This is a genomic window from Mucilaginibacter mali (assembly GCF_013283875.1).
Taxonomy (GTDB): domain Bacteria; phylum Bacteroidota; class Bacteroidia; order Sphingobacteriales; family Sphingobacteriaceae; genus Mucilaginibacter; species Mucilaginibacter mali.
This window is the reverse complement of the sequence record NZ_CP054139.1, coordinates 1,849,383-1,871,171: the sequence shown is the minus strand read 5'-3', so window position 1 is coordinate 1,871,171 and position 21,789 is coordinate 1,849,383. Positions and strand designations below refer to the sequence as shown.

Sequence of the window (21,789 nt, the reverse complement as noted above, 5' to 3'; positions counted from 1 at the left end):
GGCAGACTGCTAAATACAACCTAACATCATTACCATTAAAAATGTTTTAAATTATAAACATTTATCTGTCAGTTAACTTATGTAACTAAACACCCCTACCTGCGGCATAATTTGTTTTTTAATTGCGGTTTCTTTTAACCTGCCATTATTTTTTCCCGGGAATTACATTACTTTTATCGTAATCAAATTAAATTAAATCACAATGGCAAACCCGCTCATTAACTCTACCCGTGTGATCATCCCTGTGGATGTCGCCATCGCCAAAACAACCTACTGGCGTAAATTTATGGAAGAAACGTTTTCTGCCGATGTAAAAACCGTACCTAAAGCCGTTTACATCTCAAGGAACGATATTATGGACCTGGCTAAATACTGCGAAAACGACGACTCTTTATTAGGTGTACGTGCCTATTTTACCCTGGAAAACGAATTTAAAGAAACCGAAACCAACCAGGTAAAATTTGTAATGGTATTGGTAAAGGACACACCGGGCTATTTTAACGGGCAAGACCTGATGTACATCCCAGCCGGTTCTGAAATGGAGGCCTTATCACCAGATGGCGGCGATTTTGACGACTCGAACGTTTACGATTTCACCAAACCATGCCCTGATTGCTGCGACCCTTCCAGCCCGCTGTACGATAACAGCAATCCGCCTACTGTATAATTGTAAATAACGTAAATGACCCTATCCAGTTTTTACGAAGGATATATAGTGCCCGGCAGTACATTGATACCAATTACTGCCGGCATTATTTATTACAAGCGCCTTAATAAGGCCTTGCATACCTTAACGGGTTACCTGATTGTGGTGCTGCTGATAAATATTGTGGCGGTAATAATGTCCAATCACCGCCAGAACAATTTGCCGCTGCTGCATTTTTATACTATGTTTGAATTGCTGGCGGTAATGCTGTACTACAAGTATGCCTTTGCCAATAAAAGGATGGACGGGTGGATAATGCCCATTATGATCATCTACCCGGTGTTATGCGTGCTAAACTTCACCTTTCTGCAAAGCATTTACGAGTTTAATACCTATACCCGCCCGCTGGAGGCGCTCATCATCATCATGTTCAGCGGCATATACCTGGCCGGGCAGCACCCCGGCGATAAAGACGGCCCCGGCCATAACCCGGGCCGATGGGTAGCCGGCGGTTTTTTAATGTACTTCTTCAGTTCGCTGTTCCAGTTTATCTTCTCAAACGTGATCAGCAAAAGCGCGCCGAAGAACATTAAGTTAATTATATGGGATATACATGATACCTTTGTACTGATCATGTACCTGTTGTTTTTTGTAGCGATACGCTATGGGCGAGATAAAAGATAATATAGTAGCACTGGTTATTATGGCCATGATGGGTTCGTTTACCATTGTGGTTTGCTTTTTGGTGGTCATTTACCGGAAGCAGTTAGATGCGCTGCGCCAAAAAAATGCCAACGAAGCCAAAAGCCTTTTCCTGGCCACCATGAGCCATGAGATCCGTACGCCGCTTAACGGTGTGCTGGGCATGGCCAGCCTGTTGCGCGAAACCGAACTTAACCCCGAACAACTGGAATACACACAGGCCATCGTTCACAGTGGCGAGGCCCTGTTATGTGTGATAAACGATATCCTCGACTTCTCTAAGATCGAATCGGGCAAGATGGATATGGACCCGCACGTGTTTAACCTGCGCGGCTGTGTAGAGGATGTGCTGGAGATGTTTGCCGGCCATGCGGGTCAAAAAAATCTCGACCTGCTGTACCAGATAGATCCCCGCATACCCGCCCAGGTAATTGCCGACGGGTTGCGCCTAAGGCAGGTGCTCATCAACCTGGTGAGCAACGCCATGAAGTTCACTTTCAAGGGCGAGATCTTTATCGATATTAAACTCATCAGCCGTAACGAGGGCAATAATATCACCATCGGCTTCGAGGTGATCGACACCGGCATCGGCATCCCGGCCGATAAGCTGAGCAACCTGTTCCAGGCATTTTCGCAGGCCGATAGTACTACTTCCCGCAATTATGGCGGCACTGGTCTGGGCCTGGTCATCTGCCAGCGATTGGTTGGCCTAATGGGCGGCGAGATCGGCGTATCCAGCAAACCGGGCGAGGGCTCTACTTTCAGGTTCGACATGCTGTGTGAGGTAAATGCCGACCATAAAACGCCTGCCGATACGTTGGGTATACTGGATGTGGAAGATAAAAAGATACTGGTGGTTGATGATAACCAGATCAACCGGCACCTGCTGCAACAACAACTAAAACAATGGGGCCTGAAGCCGGTCATCACCGCCTCGGCAGAAGAAGCCCTGCACGCTTTAAGCACAACCGATATAGACGCCGTGATTACCGATATGCGCATGCCGGTAATGGATGGCGTGCAGCTTACCCAAGCCATCAGGGAAAGCCACCCGCATTTGCCGGTGATTTTACTGAGCAGCATTGGCGACGACACCAAGAAGAAATACCCGGGCCTGTTTAGCGATGTGCTGGCCAAGCCTGTGAAGCAGCAGCACCTAAACCGCGCTATACTGGCCATGCTGCAACAACAGCAGGAAGAATTGGGCAAGCGCGCGCAGGGACTGTTGAACAACAATTTCGCCGCCGGGCACCCGCTGGATATTTTGGTGGCCGAAGATATGGAGACCGATCAGCAGCTGATCATGACCATCCTTAACAAGCTGGGCTACTCGCCAACCCTTGCCGCCAACGGCACCGAGGTGATCCAGCGATCGGGCCAGCATTATTACGACCTGATACTGATGGACATCCAGATGCCCGAAGTGGACGGCCTGGAAGCTACCCGCTTTATCCGGAAAAACCACAGCAAGCAACCTTATATCATAGCCACCACCGCCGCTGCCATGGTAGACGACCGCGAAGCCTGCTACACCGCCGGCGTGGATAATTACCTGGCCAAACCCATGAAACCCGAGGCCCTGATGGCTATGCTGCAGGATATGCCCGCGCATCAGCAAAACGAGCCGGTTTAATTTCCTCAACCTGTCATCGTGAGTTTTCTAATACTGGCTGGCCGAAGTTTGAAACTTTCGCGATGGTTACCACATGTTATGCTGCGCTAAACCTGCGATAGAGGGGCGCCGGAGCGGAGTAAAAAATTGCATGCATAACCTTTCTCCCATTTATTGCGTATAATTGTTTCCAGCCTTAACTATTATTCACAATGAAAAAACCTTTTTCCTTATCCTCACTGTTTTCAATTCAAATTTGTTTTTCCTTAGTTCTCTTTTTGATCTGCATTAATTCATGTAAAAAAGACCTGAAGCCTACTGCCGAAATTACGTATAGTAAAGTTACAGGCGTGGATAAGCTTGCAGACGCGGACAAGGTCAGTTCGGCAGATATTACCACATGGATAACTAATGTACCCGGCGGGTTACCTTACAAAATTGACTGGAGTACTGCTAAGCAATCAGTTATCAATAAAAAGCATGTGATAAAAGTGCCGCTTAAAGACAATGCCGCCCTGTTTTTTACCAGGGAAGAGGGGAAACTATTAGTGTTTGCTTATAAATGGCTGGATGCCAAACCCGGTGCAAAAAGATTTACTGGCAAAATAGCATCATTCAGCTTCCAGGACTACACGATAAGAACAATGTTTTACGAGAACGGAAGCGTTACAAACGCCTATCAGCAAAGTGTTAGTACATCTTCAACAAAAAGCGCGTTGAGTACACAAAGCGAAAAATTGAAGAATAACAATATACTGGCAGATATTGGCGAAGCAATATCCAAGGCCTGGTGCTTTATAACAGGTGGCAGTTGGGGATATACAGACAGCGGCTACGGATATGTAGGTGGTTGCGTATACGATGATTATGAAGGATTGGACGAAGTGAGCAATGGTGCCTGGACCGATTACTGGACATTTTCGGGCAGTGGCATACCGGGGGTAGTTATTGGCGGCATAACCGGCGGTGGTGGTGGCGGCGCGCCGTGGGTATCTGTTTACGTACCCGATGCGCAAGACCCTGATTGCCCGCCCGACCTAAACCCAGCGAGCAATCATTTAGTGATTAACCATGTGCCACCGCCCGATGGCTGCCCTACACCTTCGGGGCATTGGGAACCCGTACAGGTTGTATTGCCGGAGGAGGCTGTTGCCTCTATTATAACACGGGATACATCCATCACCAATATACCACGGCTCGATTCGATATTTAAAAAGCTGATCAACAATAATCAGGTATTTGATAGTTTAAGCCGGGCTTATAAAAATTCGTTGAATTATAATCTTAGGTATAAGGTCTCGGACACACTTGCCACCAACGAATTGGGACACACCCGTTTTGATGGAGGCTCCACAAGTACAAATGCGCCATTAAACGGAACAGCTACTGTTTCACTAAACAGGAATTTTATTCGTACAGATATCAATACTGCTTATATTAATATTGTGCGAACCATTTTGCACGAAACCTGGCATGCCGAGTTGGATTATTTACTAAAAACCATTTACAATCAGCAAAATATTACAATCATACAGCAACGTTATAATATAACAAATATTCACGATCTTACAATTCATCAGCTTATTGATCTTTTAGCCGTCGATCAAAATAATCAGGTAAATTTGGGAGGAACACTTATTACAGCAAATACCAATTGGAGTCAACTTGAGCAACATAATTACATGGTAAAAAATATCGACGTTTTAGCTAAAGGTATTAACCTGTTTTTAATTAGCACGCAATCTCCTTTGGCTAACAATAGGGAATTTATATACGCTGAGGCTTTAAGTACGTTAATGGCATATTCGACTTATTTTCAAGTCTCGGCTAATCAAAACTCTTTTTTACAGTATTTTCCTGGGTATACACAAGGAGGAGCCATAACATTAACGCAATACATAAATTCTGTATATAGTAATAACATAGCTAATTTGGGACCACTACGATGAGAATAATAATCTTTATTTTGTCAGTTATAACGGGAATCAGCTGCTCTGTAAGTAAAAAAGTTCAAGAGTCCGGCTATTATATTTATGTTAAACCCGGCGATACTTTATTCCATAAAACGGTTTTTAAAAACGGGGTATCTATTACATACACCTGTAAATGCTATGCTACAGGTCATAACCTTGAATTTACAGGTGCCGATGCCGATACAATAGATACTTATAGTAAAAAGAACTTGCCCACCAAAACATATTCTATGACAGAGTTCGCTAAAATTGCAGATAAATTCAGAGCCGATTTTAAAAACAGGGATCTTTGGAATACTAAAATTTATATTATAGAAGGCAAACAAAAAGCTTTTTCATATTATAGGGTACATTTTTATCCTATTGAGGGAATAGAATAGTTTTTTTATATAATCATATTTAGTGTTACCCTCCGCTTGCGCGTCGGATGGTATTTATATATGCTGTATATCTTGTTTGGTCTAATAATGTTAACAATACAGGAGCATTACGATGAAAGCAGCAATTATATTTATACTTATAATTATCGTTAGTCATGATAAAATTAAGACAACTGATAATAACATATATTTTATCTACACAAAAGCTAATGACAAGTTATTAGCCAAAAAGAATTTCCCGCATGCGGTGGCAATTAGTTATGTCTGTCATTGCTATGCGCGAAAGAATAATCTTGACTTTCATTATTCTGATACAAGTAAAATTTACTATCGGGATACATTGCCTAAAAAATATTATTCCATGAGCTCGTTTGCAGACATAGCCAATAAACTACGATCTGAATTTTAAAACAGTCTGCTTTGGCATGGCAAAATTTATATAATAGAAGATGGAGAAAAACACAATTATAAATACTATCGGGTACAGTTTTTCCCCGAGGAAAATGATGATTAAAGTTGGCATTGGCTAATTATGAGTAATGTATTGTTAATTCTTTACCTTATGGCAGCAAACATTCAAAGGCCAACACCTCCGGTTGTTTTGTATTACATACATGTGCAGCCACATGATAAATTATTCCGTAAAGAAGGTGGCGAAAAATATACATCGATAGATTATTTATGTGAATGCCATGCAAACAAAAAAAACATGCATTTCAATTTTGTTAATACTGATGAAAACTACCTAAGAGACACCCTACCAACAAAGGTTTATACTATGATGGAGTTTGCAAAAGTTGCCAACAAGGTTTGGTCTCAGTTTAAAGAACGGGAGTTATATTTTGCCAACATCTATATTATAGAAGATACCAAAGAACACCGCTATCACTATTATAAAGTTAAGTTTTACCCAGACCCACATGAAGAATAATGAAAAAGCGTTTTTTTACTTTATCGCTTTTGATGATGACTTTGCTTGTATATCCAACAATCGCACGTGATACACCGACCTCACCCGCGTTAGGGATGGAAGCGGATACCGGCCCGTGGCTAAGGCCTGTAGGCGTATGAGCGTACAGCCCGGGCCGGAGGCAACGCCATTTTGGTCATTAGCCATTGGCTGCGCTGTCATTAACCCATTGCGCCGCTTAATCTCTAATCTCCAACCTATTATCACTATCCTTCCACCAACTGGTCAAAGTTTATTGTTCATTGTCGTTCACCATATCGTTGGTGGGCAATATTATTACAAACTCATCGCTTTGATGGCTTCATCCAACTCTGCTTCCTGCATGCCTGCCTTTACCAGCGGGTGATAAAGTGATCGGATAAGGTATTTATCGAAGGGTTTGAAGCCGTTATAAGGCAGCCAGCTAAATTCGGGGTTAAAAATACTATGCCCATTTTCGCGCGCGTATCCCAGCTTGCCAAAAAAACCAAGCCCGGCCATCAACTGGTATTTCAGCTGGGGCCATACCATTTCCGTTCTCACAATGTTGGCGCCGTTTATCAGCCGGTCGGTATTTATCAGCTGCACCATGTTCTTAAAACCATCTTCGGCATAAGTAAAATACCCCGATCTGTCCATATCCCGGTTAAAGTAATCCATGGCTTCGATACTGATCTGGTCTTTAAAATCCGGCAGCTTGCCAATTAAAATGCTCAGGTTAACAGCGCTGTCGGCAGCAGCTTCCTCCATCAAAAAATCGGCCGACGCCGTCATCTGGCTAAACAAACCCTTCAGGTTGGCGGCTATTGCTTTATCATAGCTTTTGCTGCCAGTGCTGCCATATACTTTGTACCGGATGGGGCGCTGCCATCGTTTAACCACCATTGTGTTGTTAATAGGGCTTAGCGGCGTTAATACCATTCGTTTAAATATCATGGCGTCTTTCTCAGCCGGCGTCAGTTTTTTACCGGCAGGTAGATAGTCGGCATAGGTGGCGTTCTCATCGGCCGGGCCCTGTGCTTTTGCTATCTGTTCTGCAGGCTTCCTGTCGCGTTCAGCTGCAGGCTGATACTCGAACGGCAGCAGGTCGCCCATGCGCTGCGTGCTAATTGAGCCTGCCCATATCAGGCCTTCGCCAAAATAGCCGTCCCTGTCAATAAATGTAAAGTTACTGCGCTGCGTGAGGGGATTATCCTGGTGCATATTGTCGGTATTAACCACGTAAATACGTCCCCTTAGGTGCACATATTTTTGCCCCAGGCTATCCTGAACCGTGATCTCGGCGGCAGTAAGCTTGTCGTAAAAAGTTGTGTAGACCCTGAAATTGGTTTTATCAAGCGTATTGGCCCATAGCGCTCGTATAAACTGCATGCGCGAACCGTCGTAAGCATCCTCGCGATTTTGCTGTGTCTTTTTAAAGTTTTTATCGAAGGGCAAAACATTATCCTTAAAAATATAAGTGCCGAATATGGATACAGTCTCCGGGTTTTTCTCAAACTTATTAAGATAGTAAGAAACCGTGTAGCCCAGCTTTTGGTTCTCGATAATGATGGGCCGGTAGCAACTGGCGGTAAGTGTGCGCGTTTTTTTGTTGTAGTGCAGGTTAACGTCGTCGATATTGGTGATGACGCAACTGAGCGCATATTTCGATACGCCCAGGAACTCGCGTTTAAAGATGGCCACCTCGTCTTCGCGCTTCATCCCGTCTACGGTGATGGTAACCTCCTTCAGCATCTCCTGCTTGGGCTTTAAACGCACAACCAGCGGCTGCCCATCCCGGTAATACACCGTGCTTGAGTAATAACCCACGCAGCTTACCACAATAGGGATCTGCGCCGAACGCGCCGCAAGTTCAAACTGGCCGTGGGCGTCGGTCATGGTGCCGCCGTTCATCGATCCGCTGTAGTAAACAACGGCATTGGCAACCGTGGTATCACCCGCGCCACGGTACACACGGCCCGTTACCGATTGTCCGTACAGACAAGTGGCGGCTAACAAAAACAGGCAGACGGCGAGAAGTTTTTTCATGGCGACAGGTTAAGCAGGTAAAAGGTTCAGACTAATTTAAGAAAAAAACAACAGGTAAGCGAACGGCCTTACCCGGCCATAATTATTTGCAGATCAGGACGGTTTTTCGTATATTGTGATGAAGCTCCGGTTTTTTTCCATTAAGCATTCCACCGCCCATTTTACCTCATAAATTGTACGATCATATTTTTAACATTTGCTGATCTCACATCAAATCAGAGCGTTTTTTATAGATGAAAACATATCGAAATACATCGTATCAAATTTGACCCACAAGTTCATTGACATTAAAAACAAGCAATTAAGCAAGATTTCGCCTGGATCTAAATCTTCAAAACCAATTAGATAGCAGTTGAAACAGGCAGATATTAAAAGGTCTTAAAAAAATAACAAAACGAGTAAATAATGATAAGATTCTACAATGGGCGATCAAACCGCTTTGTAACTTCTTAAATACATCGTGCATACGGTCAACAAATTGCATCGGTCATTTGGCGCAAATGCATAAATTGGTCATATTAACTGATCAAACAAAACTAAACAACCGTATATATGACCTGTAAAAACCTTTGCACATTGTGCACGGCTTTACTGCTGGGCACCGCTACGCTAAAAGCGCAGACCATCCCATCGCCCAAAGAGCATTTTGGCTTTAACATTGGCGATGATTACCAACTGGCCAACTATACCCAAACCGAAGCTTATTTTAAAAAACTGGCGGCATCGCCAAGGGCTAAGTTTGTAGATATCGGCCTCACCGAGGAAGGTCGCCACCAGCTAATGCTGATCGTGTCGTCGCCCGAGAATATGAAAAAGCTGGATCAGTATAAGGATATCTCGCAAAAACTGGCCCGCGCCGAAAACCTGACCGACGACCAGGCCCGCAAGCTGGCCGAGCAGGGTAAAGCCGTAGTTTGGATAGACGGCGGCCTGCACGCCAGCGAGGTAGTTGGCGCGCACCAACTGATACAAACCGCCTACAGCCTGGTTACCCGCACCGACGAGGAGACCATGCGTATATTGGATAAGGACATCATCCTGTTCGTCCACGCCAATCCAGACGGACAAGAACTGGTATCTAACTGGTACATGAAGGATGCCGATGTGAAGAAGCGCAATACCAACGTACCCCGCCTGTGGGAAAAATACATCGGCCACGATAATAACCGCGACTTTTATATGATGAATATGAAGGAAACGCAAAACATTACCCGCCAGCAATACCTGGAGTGGTTGCCGCAGATCGTATACAACCATCACCAAACCGGTCCGGCCGGTACGGTGCTTTCAGGCCCGCCATACCGCGATCCGTTCAACTATGTGTTCGACCCGCTGATGGTAACCAGTTTGGACGCCGTTGGTGCCGCCATGGTAAGCCGCCTAAACCAGGAAGGCAAACCAGGCTATACCGAACGCCAGGGTTCAGAATACTCTACCTGGTGGAATGGTGGTTTACGTACGGCTACTTATTTCCACAACATGGTGGGTTTGCTTACCGAGATCATCGGCAGCCCTACCCCGTCAAGCGTACCGCTGGTACCAGACCGTTTGATACCAAGCGGCGCGACACCTTTCCCGGTTACGCCCCAGGTATGGCACTTTAAACAGTCGATAGATTATTCGGTATCGCTTAACTACGCGGTGCTAAACTACGCCGCCCGCAATGCCGATGAAATGCTGTTCAACAGCTACCGCATGGGGAAAAACTCGATAGAGCGCGGCAGCAAGGATTACTGGACGCTATCGCCGAAACGTATTGAGCAAATTAACGCGGCGGCCCGTGGCGGCGATACTTCAACCGCGCAACGCGGTGGTCGTGGTGGTGCCAGTGGCGCGGTTACTTTGGGTGGCGGTGGCGGTTTCGGTCGCGGCATGTCGATGAAGTATTATGATACCGTATTGAAAAACCCGGCCCTTCGTGATCCGCGTGGTTACATCATTCCGGCCGACCAGGCCGATTTTGCTACAGCCGTAAGGTTCATCAATACCTGTATCCGCAGCGGCTTGATCGTTGAAAAGGCGACTGCCGCATTCACCGTTGGCGGTAAAAGCTATCCGGCAGGTTCGTTTGTTATGAAAACCGCGCAGGCGTTCCGGCCGGAGGTATTAGACCGCTTTGAACCACAAGATCACCCGAATGATTTCCAATACCCGGGGGGCCCTCCTATCCGTCCGTATGATATGACCGGCTGGACATTATCGTACCAAATGGGCGTGAAGTTCGACCGCATCCTGGATGATTTTAATGGCCCTTTCAAACGCATCCCTTACGGCGAATTGCAGCCAATGCCATCGGTAGCCGCACCGGCAATAGCTAAAGGTTATACCATCAGCGCAAAAGCCAACAACTCGTTCATCGCCATGAATGATCTGCTAAGTGCCGGCGCGCAGGTGTTCCGCACTACCGATGGTGGTGATTTCTATGTACCGTATTCGGTTAAAGCTAAAGCTGTGTTGGATAAAGATGCCGCCGACTGGGGCGTAAAAGCAACCGCATCGGCCAAGCCTAAAACTGCTGCGCCGGTTGCTGCTGCCCGTATTGCCCTTTGGGATAACTACGGCGGTTCGATGGCATCGGGCTGGACACGCTGGATGTTTGAGCAATATCACTATCCATTTAAACTGGTTTACCCGCAGGAGTTTGATGCCGGCGACCTGAAAAGCAAATATGATGTAATTGTATTTGTTGGCGGCGCTATCCCTGCTGTTGCCCGTGCAGGCGGTCGCGGTGGTTTTGGTGGCGGCGGAGGTGGTTTCGGGCAGGATAACGTTCCGGACGAATTTAAAACCTGGACCGGCCGTATCACGCCCGATAAGACCATCCCTCAACTAAAAGCATTTTTAGAGGCCGGCGGTACTATTGTAACCATTGGCAGCAGCGCTAATTTAGCCTACCAGTTGAACCTGCCGGTGAAGAACGCTATAGTTGACGATAAAGGTAACCCCTTATCTGGCGATAAATACTATATCCCGGGTTCGGTATTGCGTGTAGCGGTTGACAACACCCAGCCTGCAACATGGGGTATGGAAAAAGAAGCCGACGTATTGTTTGATAACAGCCCTGCCTTTAAACTGGACGCCGATGCTGCATCAAAAGGCATTAAACCGCTGATGTGGTTCCCTAACGATAAACCACTGCGCAGCGGCTGGGCTTTCGGCCAGAAATATTTGAAGGATGATGTTACCGCTTTCTCGGCACAGGTGGGTAAAGGCAACCTGTATGTATTCGGGCCGGAGATCAACTTCAGGGCGCAATCGCATGGTACGTTTAAGTTGTTATTTAACGAGTTGTATACAACTGTACCGGCTAAGTGATGATTTAACCACAATGATCACAAAGTGATTTTCAATTGAAGTTTCTTCCATAAAAAGAACCACGAAGGCTTAGTGATCTTTGTGGTTCTTTTTTGTGTACTTTGTGGTTAAATCACAAACTATTCAAAATACCGCATAGAATACCTGTCGCGCTGGAATTTTCTTAATTAATGCTGTGCCTTAGATTTACTATCTTTTAAACTTAATAAATCTGCTAATACCGCAAACAAACAATCTTGCCATCCATAGTCGTACCGATCAGTTCATGATCATTAATAAAACTCAGGGGATTTACCAGGCAGTTAGAGATCTTATAAGCCCAGACTAAAGCGCCATCACCACGGCGGAAAGCATAGATTAGTCCCGAATTAGATAGCGCGAATACCAAACCGCCGTTTTCCTTTAATACCGATGGCGATATATCGTAACCCATATTGCGCTTGCCTTGCCATTTTACCATCATGCTATCGGCTTTTGCATCCATACCCAGCACATCGCCGTCCATGGTTTTTACGTATACCAGGCTGCTGTCGGCCGATAGGCCCATGGCTTCACGAACTTTGATCTTCGGGTCGAGTTTGCGCCAGATCACTTTGCCTGTTGTGGCATCGAAGCAGGTCATGGCGCGGTCGGGCGCAACAATAAAGAGTCGGTTAGCCGTTGCCACTGGTTCGCAGGAAGCTGGCGAATACATGCGGTTGATGGAGCCATCGGTCCAATTCCACTTCAACGCGCCTGATTTTTGATCGAGCGCATAGAAATGGTTACCCCAACTGCCGAAGCAAACCATGCCATTATATAACAGTGGCTTAGTTTCTACAAAGCCCTGCACCTGGTCGAAATCCCAGTTTAGTTTACCCGATGCAAGATCGTAGCATCGAAAATGCCCGTCCGAGCCGCCGCAGAAAACACGGTCGCCTTTAATTACCGGCGATGCGACCACTGGCTTACCTGATTTGGCTTTCCATTTGATCTTCCCGGTATTCCTATCCAGGCAATACAGGTAATCATCGCTACAGGCAACAGCTATATAATTGCCCGAAGCAGCTGGCGTGCTGTAGATCTTCCCTCCGGCTTTAACTGCCCATTTGGGTTTCCCGTTAGCAATATCGTAAGCTTTTATCCAACCTGCGGTATTGGTAACCATGACGAGGTTACCGGCTATTGTAGTCCCCGCGCCGATATCGCTGTTGTCCTGTATCGTCCAAGCGGTTTTTACATTGTTAAAGTGCTGATTTATCGTGTAGCCGGGTCTTGGATATTTATCGTTAAGGTAATTATGCCGGTATAGCCGCGCTTTCGCCCATATGGGTTTTGTTGCTATGCCCGGTGTACGTTCGGTATAGTAAACCGAATCGTTACCAATGGTTACGATATTATAACCACCCACCGGGTCTTTAGCCCGCAGGTTAGACCGGCCCATAATGCCCGGGATGCCTTCAAAATCCAGTTTGTGGTTATTATGCCCGTGGCCGCAAATGATGAGCTGGGTGTTATGGGTCTTCAGGCGGTCGATCACCTCGTACCAATTGTTCAAGGCCGAATCGATGGGGTAATGATTGACGAAAACGACCGGCATATCCTTCGGCGTAGCTTTCAGCACCGAATCCAGCCAAACCAAATTTTCACGCGGTACCTGTCCCGGGCTCATGCGCATATTCGGCCCGCAATTAGTGCCAATGAACAGGTAACCATGATTTTTGAACGCGAACGTCTCGGCTCCGAACACTTTTTTGAAGCTGTTACCCCCGCTCTCCGACCAGTTCATATCATGGTTACCCGGAACAATATACCAGGGCTTGTGGAGGCTATCCAATATCGACTTTGCTATCTTCAATTCTTCGTCGGCACCAAACTCTGTGATATCGCCGGAGATGATGACGAATTGCAGATCGGGATTGACGTTGATATCGCGCACGGTGCGTTGCAAATCTTCAACGGGTGTTTGGCTCGTGAGGTTGATGTGCGTGTCTGATATATGAGCGAACTGCCATGGTTTGGTTTGGGCATTCGCGTATGTTAAGGTGCATAGTAGCAGGTATATCAGGATGGTGTTTTTCATAAGATACGGGGGATAGATATTCAAAAGTAGGGTTTAAAGCGCTTAGAGACTTACGAAGTTTTTAAAAACTTCGTAAGTCTGGTTTATTCAGCACTACCGTTCAACCTAAACCTGATAGCAACGGAAAACCCGGAGTGTAGCGCAGCGGAACGAGGATTTGGAGTGGATAGCAGGGCTACCGGCTGCCATGGAATGCTGAACGTACATTTACAAATTGTCTGAACCACTGATTTATGTTGATCATTTTGATTTCGTGATGTCCTCCCAACCCGTCATGTTGAGCGATAGCGAAACATCCCAAATTAGCAGAACGGTCATACAATACACATCTATTACCCGGGGATGTTTCGCTATCGCTCAACATGACGTAGATAGGGGAAATACTTCGCAATGACGTGACGGTTTTTGTAACAAACCCCTTACCCAGCATCTGCCAAAAGCCATTTTTAAAGAATTTTATTTGGTTTGATGTATTATTTTAAGAAAAATAAAAATTATCTATTGACAAACAGATTTCTTACCGTATATTTACCATCGTAAACAATAACAATGAACGCACACAAAGCATTTTATTTTGGTTTCTACTTTTACTTTAGCGGTAAGAGCCGGGACTGATATGCTTAACAAAAGACATAAACAAGATCAGAAAGTCCCGGCCTAAAAGCCGGGACTTTCTGCATTTAACACACATATGAAACCGAAAAAACCAAGAGTTGCCATACAGGGGATCCGGGCCTCGTTTCACGAGGAAGCAGCGTTCCGCTATTTTGGCGAGGACATTGAGACCGTGGAGTGCAACTCGTTTAAGCAAACGTTTGAGGCGCTGAAGAACGGTGATGCCGATTACGTGGTAATGGCGATTGAAAACAGCATTGCCGGCAGCATTTTGCCAAACTACTCGTTGTTGTTAAGCTACAGCTTCCCGGTGGTTGGCGAAGTTTACCTGCCTATCCAGCTGCACCTGATGGCCTTGCCGGGGGTTAAGTTCGAGCAGATCAAGTACGTAACCTCGCACCCGATCGCTATCCGCCAGTGTGTTGATTTTTTTGATGAGTATCCACATTTAAAGATCGTTGAAAGCAACGATACCGCCGCCTGCGCCAAACGCATCCGCGATGAAAAGCTGACAGACACCGTAGCCATTGCCAATACACTGGCCGCCAAACTGTACGAGTTGGATGTACTGGAACGGCGTATCGAATCGAACAAGAAGAATTTCACCCGCTTCCTGATCCTGACCACGCACGAGAATGCGAAGACGGATAAACCTAACAAAGCGTCGCTTTGCTTCCAGGTAAGTAACGAAGTAGGCGCATTAGCCAAGGTGCTGAACATTTTTGCCGACCAGGGCATAAACATGAGCAAGATACAGAGTATGCCCGTGCTGGGGAAACCTGCCGAGTACAACTTTTATGTGGATGTGGAGTGGGAAGAAAGCCGCAAATACGACCTTACCATTAAGCAGATACTGAAATACACCCATAATTTTAATATCCTGGGCGAGTATCAGCGGCATGTGGAAGAAGGGTTGACTGATAAGTTGCCCGTTAAAAAAGACAAATCGAAAAGAGCATATATCGAAGTAAAAAAATTAGTTAAGTAAATAAGAAACCCTCAAAATAAATAACACAAAACGATGAAACTGAATTTAAACATACAGCCGCTTAATACCTGGATAAACACGGGCAAGCAACCACTTTTAATTGCCGGCCCCTGCAGCGCCGAAACGGAAGACCAGTTAGTGGCCACCGCGCATTTGTTGGCTAAAACCGGTAAAGTTACCGCGCTACGCGCCGGTATCTGGAAACCACGCACCCGCCCGGGCGAGTTTGAGGGCATTGGCAGCATCGGCCTGAAATGGCTGGATCGCGCCAAGCAGGAGACCGGTTTACCTACCGCCATTGAAGTAGCTACCGGTAAACACGTTGAAGAAGCGCTGAAAGCCGGTGTAGATATCCTTTGGGTTGGCGCACGTTCAACGGTGAACCCTTTCACTGTACAGGAAATTGCCGACGCGTTGAAAGGTGTGGATATCCCGGTAATGGTGAAAAACCCGGTTAACCCTGATCTGTCATTATGGATCGGTGCATTGGAGCGCATTAACGGTGCCGGCATCACTAAACTGGCGGCTATTCACCGTGGTTTCTCATCGTTCGAGAAATCAGCTTTCCGTAACGAACCGATGTGGGATATGGCCATCGCGCTGAAAACTCAGGTACCTGATCTGCCGATCATTAACGACCCAAGCCACATTTGCGGTAACCGCGACCTGCTGCCATACGTAGCTCAAAAAGCGCTGGATTTGGATATGCAGGGCCTGATGATCGAATCGCACATCGATCCGTCGGTAGCATGGACTGATGCCAAGCAACAAGTTACGCCATCTGCCCTTGCTGAACTGATAGACCGCCTAACCCTGCGTAAGGCTGATGTTGGCAGCAAAGAACTGAGCAGCAAACTGGATGAACTGCGTAATCAGATAGACAAGATCGACGACAGCATCTTCCAAAAAATGGCCGAGCGCATGAAAGTTGTGGAGAAGATTGGCACTTACAAAAAAGACAACGGCGTTACCATTTTACAGGTTAACCGCTGGGACGAGATACTGCAAAAACGTACCGCTTACGCACGTGCGCTTAACCTGCATACCGATTTTGCTGAAAAACTGCTGGAACTGATGCACGCCGAATCTATCCGCAAGCAAACCGAGATCATGAGCGCAGGCCAGGCTGAAGGACAAGCGCAGGAAAAATTAACGCACGCGTAAAGAGCCTCATCCCAACCCCTCTCCAACAGAGAGGGGCTATAAAATTCTTTACCCTCTCCTCTGGAGAGGGCAGGGTGAGGCGTAAAATACTATAAATGAAACCTAACATCGTTATTTCTAAACCATCGCGTGTAAGTAAAGGCACCATCCAGCTTACCGGATCTAAGAGCGAATGCAACCGCGCGCTGGTTATCGAGGCATTAAGCAAAGGTAAAGTAAAGGTACAGAACGTATCAGACGCTGCCGACGCGGTGCTGCTTGCGGGGATCTTGCGCGGAGCGCAAGAGGTTCATAGTTCATTGATCATAGATCATAGTCCGAACGAAGATAGCTATGAACCATCAACCATGAACCATGAACTAAAAACCGTCAATATCGGCCCCGCCGGTACGGCTATGCGCTTCCTTACCGCCTATTTTACTTTGCAGGATGAGGAGGTGATCCTAACCGGCAGTGAACGCATGAAGCAGCGCCCTATTGGCGTGTTAGTTGACGCGCTGCGCGAACTGGGCGCCGATATCAGTTATGTAGAGAACGAGGGCTATCCCCCGCTTAAGATTACGGGGAATATACAGCAAAGCGCTGCCCGCATAGCCATAAAAGGAAATATCAGCAGCCAGTATATCACCGCGCTGCTGCTTATCGCCCCTAATCTGCCTCTGGGGCTGGGGCTGGAGATAATTGGCGACCTAACCTCGCGCCCATATGTAGAAATGACCCTCGCCATGCTTGAACAGGCTGGCATAAAGCATAACTGGACAGACAATGTGATCAGCATTGCCAAACAGGATTTCAGCGAGACCAGCATTTGGGTTGAACCTGACTGGAGCGCGGCCAGTTACTGGTATGCCATTGCGGCCCTGAGCGACGAAGCCGAGTTGTTTCTACCCGGACTAACCAGCTATAGCCTGCAGGGCGATAGCGTGATCACCGAGATCATGGCCAACTTTGGCATCACATCGCAATTTAAGGATGGAGGGGTGCTGTTGACCAAGGAACCGAAACCGATCATCCGTAAGGAATTTGACCTGAAGAAATGCCCCGACCTTGCACAGACCATAGTGGTGGTATGCGCAGCATTGGGTCATGAAGCTACCTTCACGGGATTGGAAACTTTAAAGATCAAAGAGACTGACCGTATTGCCGCCCTTCAAAACGAACTGGCTAAAATTGGCGTTAAACTGATAGAAAATAACGAAGCATATACACTTGACTGTAGCGGAAAATTTATCCCTGAAAAGGTGCTGTTCCACACTTACGAAGATCACCGTATGGCGATGGCCTTCGCACCGCTGGCGATATTGATACCCGAGGTAGAGTTTGAAGATGCTAACGTGGTAGAAAAATCATACCCGGCATTTTGGACTGACCTGGAAAAGGTGGGCTTTGTTAGCCCCCCGACCCCCTAAAGGGGGAGTTACCACGTCTCCTCTTTTGTCATTGCGAGGAGCGGTGAAGGCCCTGTGAAGTGGGGCGACGCGGCAATCTCGTAGCTTTGCTCTGCTAACTACGAGATTGCCGCGCTATCGCTCGCAATGACATAAATTATATAACTTAGTTACCTAAAATCGATGTAATCAAACCCCATCGGTGAAATCATAAAGATATATGGCTGGCAATTCATTCGGGCAATTATTCAGGATCACCACTTTTGGCGAATCACATGGCGAGGCGATCGGCGTTATCATCGATGGCTGCCCGGCACAACTGGAGGTTGACCTTGACTACATACAGGGCGAACTGGATAAACGTAAACCCGGACAAAGCAAGATCACCACCCAGCGCAAGGAGAGCGACACGGTAAAGATCCTGTCGGGTGTTTTTGAAGGGAAAACCACCGGCACCCCTATCGCTATGATCATCCCTAACGAAGATCAGCGATCTAAGGATTATAACCACAATACCAACGTGTTCCGCCCCTCGCATGCCGATTATACTTATCAAACCAAGTATGGCATCCGCGATCATCGTGGTGGCGGGCGTTCATCAGCCCGTGAAACAGCGGCCCGTGTTGCTGCCGGAGCGCTGGCCAAACTGTTGCTGAAAACACAGGGTATCGAGATCGTCGCCCATGTAAGCAGCGTAGGTAAAATAGATGCGCCAAACGTATTTATTAACGATGCCAATGAGTTTATCGCCGAAAGGGAAAAGAATATCGTACGCTGTGCGGATCCGGCCACTGCTGAAGAAATGATCGAATTTATAGATGGTGTACGCAAAAACGGCGATACCGTTGGCGGCAAGGTAAGCTGCTATATCAAAAACTGCCCGGTTGGTTTGGGTGAACCCGTATTTGATAAACTTCACGCCGAATTAGGTAAAGCCATGCTGAGCATCAACGCCGTACATGGTTTCGAGTTCGGTTCAGGTTTTTCGGGCAGCGAGATGCTGGGTAGCGAACATAACGACATATTTGTGAAGAATCACCTGGGCGATATCAGTACGCTTACCAACTTCTCGGGCGGGATACAGGGCGGGATCAGTAATGGTATGCCGATAGAGTTCCGCGTGGCCTTTAAGCCGGTGGCTACCATTATGCACAATCAGCAAACGGTTGACAGCGATGGCAACGCCGCCGAGATCAGTGGCAAAGGTCGCCATGATCCATGTGTAGTGCCTCGCGCTGTGCCTATTGTTGAAGCTATGGCCGCGCTGGTATTGGCCGATCATTGGTTGAGGGATAGGAATAGCAGATTGCCGGTATAGTCTGCATAAAAGCTTGTCATTGCGAGGAGCTTGCGGGTAAGAATTGTGCGATGGCGCGACGCGGCAATCTCGTAGCATGCAAATCAAACTACGAGATTGCCGCGCTATCGCTCGCAATGACAAGGTGATTAAAGCAAAGGAGGGCGTTTGATTTTATCGAACGCCCTCCTTTGCTTTGGTAAATGGGAGTACTAAGCCGAAATCGCATTAATAATATCATACTGGGTAATGATCTCTATCTTCCCCTGCCCATCTTCTACCAGCACTGCGATGTTATCTTTATTGATCATGGCCGAGATCCGGTCTATCGAAGTATTCAGATCAACAAATGGGAACGGCGCGGTAGAGATGGTGCTTACCGGCTGTGATTTCAGCGACGGGGTTTCCAGCAATGCTGTCAGGATATCACTTTCGGTTATCTTGCCTACTACCATACCTTTTTGGGTAACCGGTATCTGCGATATATTCAAAGATTTGATCGTATTTATCGCCTCCAGTACAGTCTTTTCACTGTCGATGGTTACGATATCCTGGGCTTCTTTTTTGCCGATGATATCGCGTGCGGTCAGCTTTTCATCTTTCAGGAAACCGCGGTCGCGCAGCCAGTCGTCGTTATACATTTTGCCCAGGTAGCGGGTACCGTGGTCAGGGAAGATCACTACTACCACATCCCCCTCCTTAAACCTATTCTTCATTTGCAGCAGGCCAGCGATGGCCGAGCCGGTCGAGTTGCCTGAGAAGATGCCTTCCTTACGGGCTATCTCGCGGGTCATCAGGGCGGCATCCTTGTCGGTCACCTTTTCAAAGTGATCTATCAGGTTAAAATCAACGTTTTGCGGCAGAAAGTCCTCACCTATGCCTTCAGTGATATATGGATAGATCTCGTTCTTATCAAACTCCCCTGTTTCCTTGTACTTTTTAAATACCGAACCGTAGGTATCGATACCCAGCACCTGTATGGCGGGGTTCTTTTCCTTGAGGTAGCGTGCTATACCACTAATGGTGCCGCCGGTGCCCACACCCGCTATCAGGTGGGTAACCTTGCCTTCGGTCTGCTCCCATATCTCGGGACCTGTGCTTTCATAATGCGCCTGCGAGTTCGACAGGTTATCGTACTGGTTAGGTTTCCACGAGTTAGGCACTTCCCTTTCCAGGCGCGATGACACAGAATAGTATGAACGTGCATCTTCGGGATCGACGTTTGTAGGGCAAACGATCACCTCGGCGCCAAAGGCACGCAGGGCGTCAAATTTTTCCTTCGATTGTTTATCGGTACTGGTGAAGATACACTTATAGCCTTTGATAACCGCCGCAATGGCCAGGCCCATACCTGTATTGCCCGATGTACCTTCGATGATCGTTCCGCCGGGTTTCAGCTTGCCGCTCTTCTCGGCATCTTCGATCATTTTAAGCGCCATGCGGTCTTTAATAGAGTTACCGGGATTGGTGGTCTCTATTTTGGCCAGCACAGTGGCGGGAATATCTTTAGCTATCTTGTTCAGCTTCACCATGGGCGTATTGCCAATGGTTTCCAGTATATTATTGTACCACATAATTTTCAAAATTAAAGCCCAATTTGGCGGGCTTCCGTTCCGGGTGCGAATGTCTAAATTTAATCTATAATTTTAGTAGATTATTTTCATTTTAGTTATTTAACCACAGAGGTCACAGAGGTTTTCACAGAGGACACGGAGATAAATTAGTTTTAAAATATGCCTCTGCGTTCTCTGTGTTTCTTTCTCTGTGACCTCTGTGGTTAATCCTAAGCTTAAAACTTCAGGTGCTTCACCGTCAAACCATTGTTGATCAATTGCTTTAACGACTCGATACCGATATGCAGGTGCGTTTCCACATATTGCTCGGTAACTTTCGAATCGCTTTCAGCTGTTTTAACGCCTTCAGGTATCATTGGCTGATCGGATACCAGCAGCAGCGCGCCGGTTGGTATCTTGTTGGCAAAGCCGGTAGTAAAAATGGTTGCTGTTTCCATATCCACCGCCATGGCACGCAGGGTTTTCAGGTATTTTTTAAACTCTTTATCGTGCTCCCAAACACGGCGGTTGGTGGTGTAGCAGGTACCGGTCCAGTAATCGCGGCCATAATCGCGTATGGTGGTCGATATTGCTTTTTGCAGTGCGAATGATGGTAGCGCGGGCACTTCGGCAGGCATGTAATCGTTTGATGTACCTTCGCCCCTGATGGCCGCTATCGGCAGTATCAGGTCTCCTACGGCATTCTTCCGCTTTAAGCCACCGCATTTACCCAAAAAGATAACCGCTTTGGGATGAATGGCCGTCAGCAGGTCCATTACGGTAGCCGCTACCGAACTGCCCATACCAAAGTTAATGATGGTAATACCATTGGCGGTTACGCTTTGCATCGGCTTATCTAAACCCATTATCGGCGCGTTATCATGCCATTCCGAAAACATGCTCAGGTATTTAGAAAAATTGGTAAGGATAATGTAATTACCAAATTCTTCCAGCGGCCGGCCGGTGTAGCGTGGCAGCCAGTTAGCTACAATGCTGTCCTTTGTTTTCAAACCCGCTTTAACCGGGGTCGATACTTCTTTCACTTTAGGCGCTTCGTTAGCGATAGCGGCCTTTTTTACGTTTTTTTCTTCGTTCATAATTTTTCTCTCCTTAACCC

At 46.9% G+C, this 21,789-nt stretch carries 15 protein-coding genes; 11 read left to right on the top strand and 4 right to left on the bottom strand.

The features are described from left to right. Nucleotides 1-202: 202 nt before the first annotated feature. The 6 genes from HQ865_RS07900 to HQ865_RS07875 all read left to right on the top strand — a co-directional run bounded on the left by HQ865_RS07900 (nt 203) and on the right by HQ865_RS07875 (nt 6,244). Complete coding sequence (locus tag HQ865_RS07900) at nt 203-667, top strand: hypothetical protein (protein WP_173414372.1); 465 nt, start codon at nt 203-205, stop codon at nt 665-667. A 15-nt stretch (nt 668-682) separates the two neighbouring features. Beyond that, the gene (locus tag HQ865_RS07895) at nt 683-1,330 is read left to right on the top strand and encodes a hypothetical protein (RefSeq protein WP_173414371.1); all 648 of its coding nucleotides are present in this window, start codon (nt 683-685) and stop codon (nt 1,328-1,330) included. After that, nucleotides 1,311-2,981, top strand: a complete 1,671-nt coding sequence (locus HQ865_RS07890) for a response regulator (RefSeq protein ID WP_173414370.1) — start codon at nt 1,311-1,313, stop codon at nt 2,979-2,981. Before HQ865_RS07895 ends, HQ865_RS07890 begins: the two co-directional genes overlap by 20 nt. A 191-nt stretch (nt 2,982-3,172) precedes the next feature. After that, nucleotides 3,173-4,909 carry a hypothetical protein gene (locus tag HQ865_RS07885; RefSeq protein WP_173414369.1) on the top strand — a complete coding sequence of 579 codons (1,737 nt, stop codon included), beginning with the start codon at nt 3,173-3,175 and terminating at the stop codon, nt 4,907-4,909. Then, nucleotides 4,906-5,313 (top strand): hypothetical protein, encoded by a 408-nt coding sequence (locus HQ865_RS07880; protein ID WP_173414368.1) that lies wholly within the window; start codon nt 4,906-4,908, stop codon nt 5,311-5,313. Before HQ865_RS07885 ends, HQ865_RS07880 begins: the two co-directional genes overlap by 4 nt. Before the next feature lie 562 nt (nt 5,314-5,875). Continuing rightward, nucleotides 5,876-6,244: a hypothetical protein gene (locus HQ865_RS07875; RefSeq protein WP_173414367.1), complete on the top strand. Its 369-nt coding sequence runs from the start codon at nt 5,876-5,878 to the stop codon at nt 6,242-6,244. 315 nt (nt 6,245-6,559) lie between these two features. On the opposite strand, the gene HQ865_RS07870 is transcribed toward HQ865_RS07875, so the two are convergent. Then, nucleotides 6,560-8,290 (bottom strand): carboxypeptidase-like regulatory domain-containing protein, encoded by a 1,731-nt coding sequence (locus HQ865_RS07870; RefSeq protein ID WP_173414366.1) that lies wholly within the window; start codon nt 8,288-8,290, stop codon nt 6,560-6,562. 552 nt (nt 8,291-8,842) lie between these two features. Between HQ865_RS07870 and HQ865_RS07865 the strand changes: the two genes are divergently transcribed. Continuing rightward, entirely contained in the window at nt 8,843-11,605 is a 2,763-nt protein-coding gene (locus HQ865_RS07865; RefSeq protein ID WP_173414365.1) for a M14 family metallopeptidase, read from the top strand. A 214-nt stretch (nt 11,606-11,819) separates the two neighbouring features. Here the strand turns inward: HQ865_RS07865 and HQ865_RS07860 are convergent, their stop codons facing one another. Continuing rightward, complete coding sequence (locus HQ865_RS07860) at nt 11,820-13,667, bottom strand: outer membrane protein assembly factor BamB family protein (protein ID WP_173414364.1); 1,848 nt, start codon at nt 13,665-13,667, stop codon at nt 11,820-11,822. A gap of 691 nt (nt 13,668-14,358) precedes the next feature. Here HQ865_RS07860 and HQ865_RS07855 point away from each other — a divergent pair. The 4 genes from HQ865_RS07855 (at nt 14,359) to aroC (ending at nt 19,140) form a co-directional block, all read left to right on the top strand. Beyond that, nucleotides 14,359-15,270: a prephenate dehydratase gene (locus HQ865_RS07855; protein WP_173414363.1), complete on the top strand. Its 912-nt coding sequence runs from the start codon at nt 14,359-14,361 to the stop codon at nt 15,268-15,270. Nucleotides 15,271-15,303: 33 nt separating this feature from the next. Beyond that, complete coding sequence (locus HQ865_RS07850; RefSeq protein WP_173414362.1) at nt 15,304-16,434, top strand: chorismate mutase; 1,131 nt, start codon at nt 15,304-15,306, stop codon at nt 16,432-16,434. Between the two features lie 95 nt (nt 16,435-16,529). Next, entirely contained in the window at nt 16,530-17,843 is a 1,314-nt protein-coding gene (gene aroA / locus HQ865_RS07845) for a 3-phosphoshikimate 1-carboxyvinyltransferase (protein WP_173414361.1), read from the top strand. Nucleotides 17,844-18,042: 199 nt separating this feature from the next. Beyond that, entirely contained in the window at nt 18,043-19,140 is a 1,098-nt protein-coding gene (aroC, locus tag HQ865_RS07840) for a chorismate synthase (protein ID WP_173414360.1), read from the top strand. A 191-nt stretch (nt 19,141-19,331) separates the two neighbouring features. On the opposite strand, the gene HQ865_RS07835 is transcribed toward aroC, so the two are convergent. Further along, the gene (locus tag HQ865_RS07835) at nt 19,332-20,693 is read right to left on the bottom strand and encodes a pyridoxal-phosphate dependent enzyme (protein WP_173414359.1); all 1,362 of its coding nucleotides are present in this window, start codon (nt 20,691-20,693) and stop codon (nt 19,332-19,334) included. Between the two features lie 215 nt (nt 20,694-20,908). Further along, complete coding sequence (locus HQ865_RS07830) at nt 20,909-21,769, bottom strand: AMP nucleosidase (protein ID WP_173414358.1); 861 nt, start codon at nt 21,767-21,769, stop codon at nt 20,909-20,911. Nucleotides 21,770-21,789: the final 20 nt, after the last annotated feature.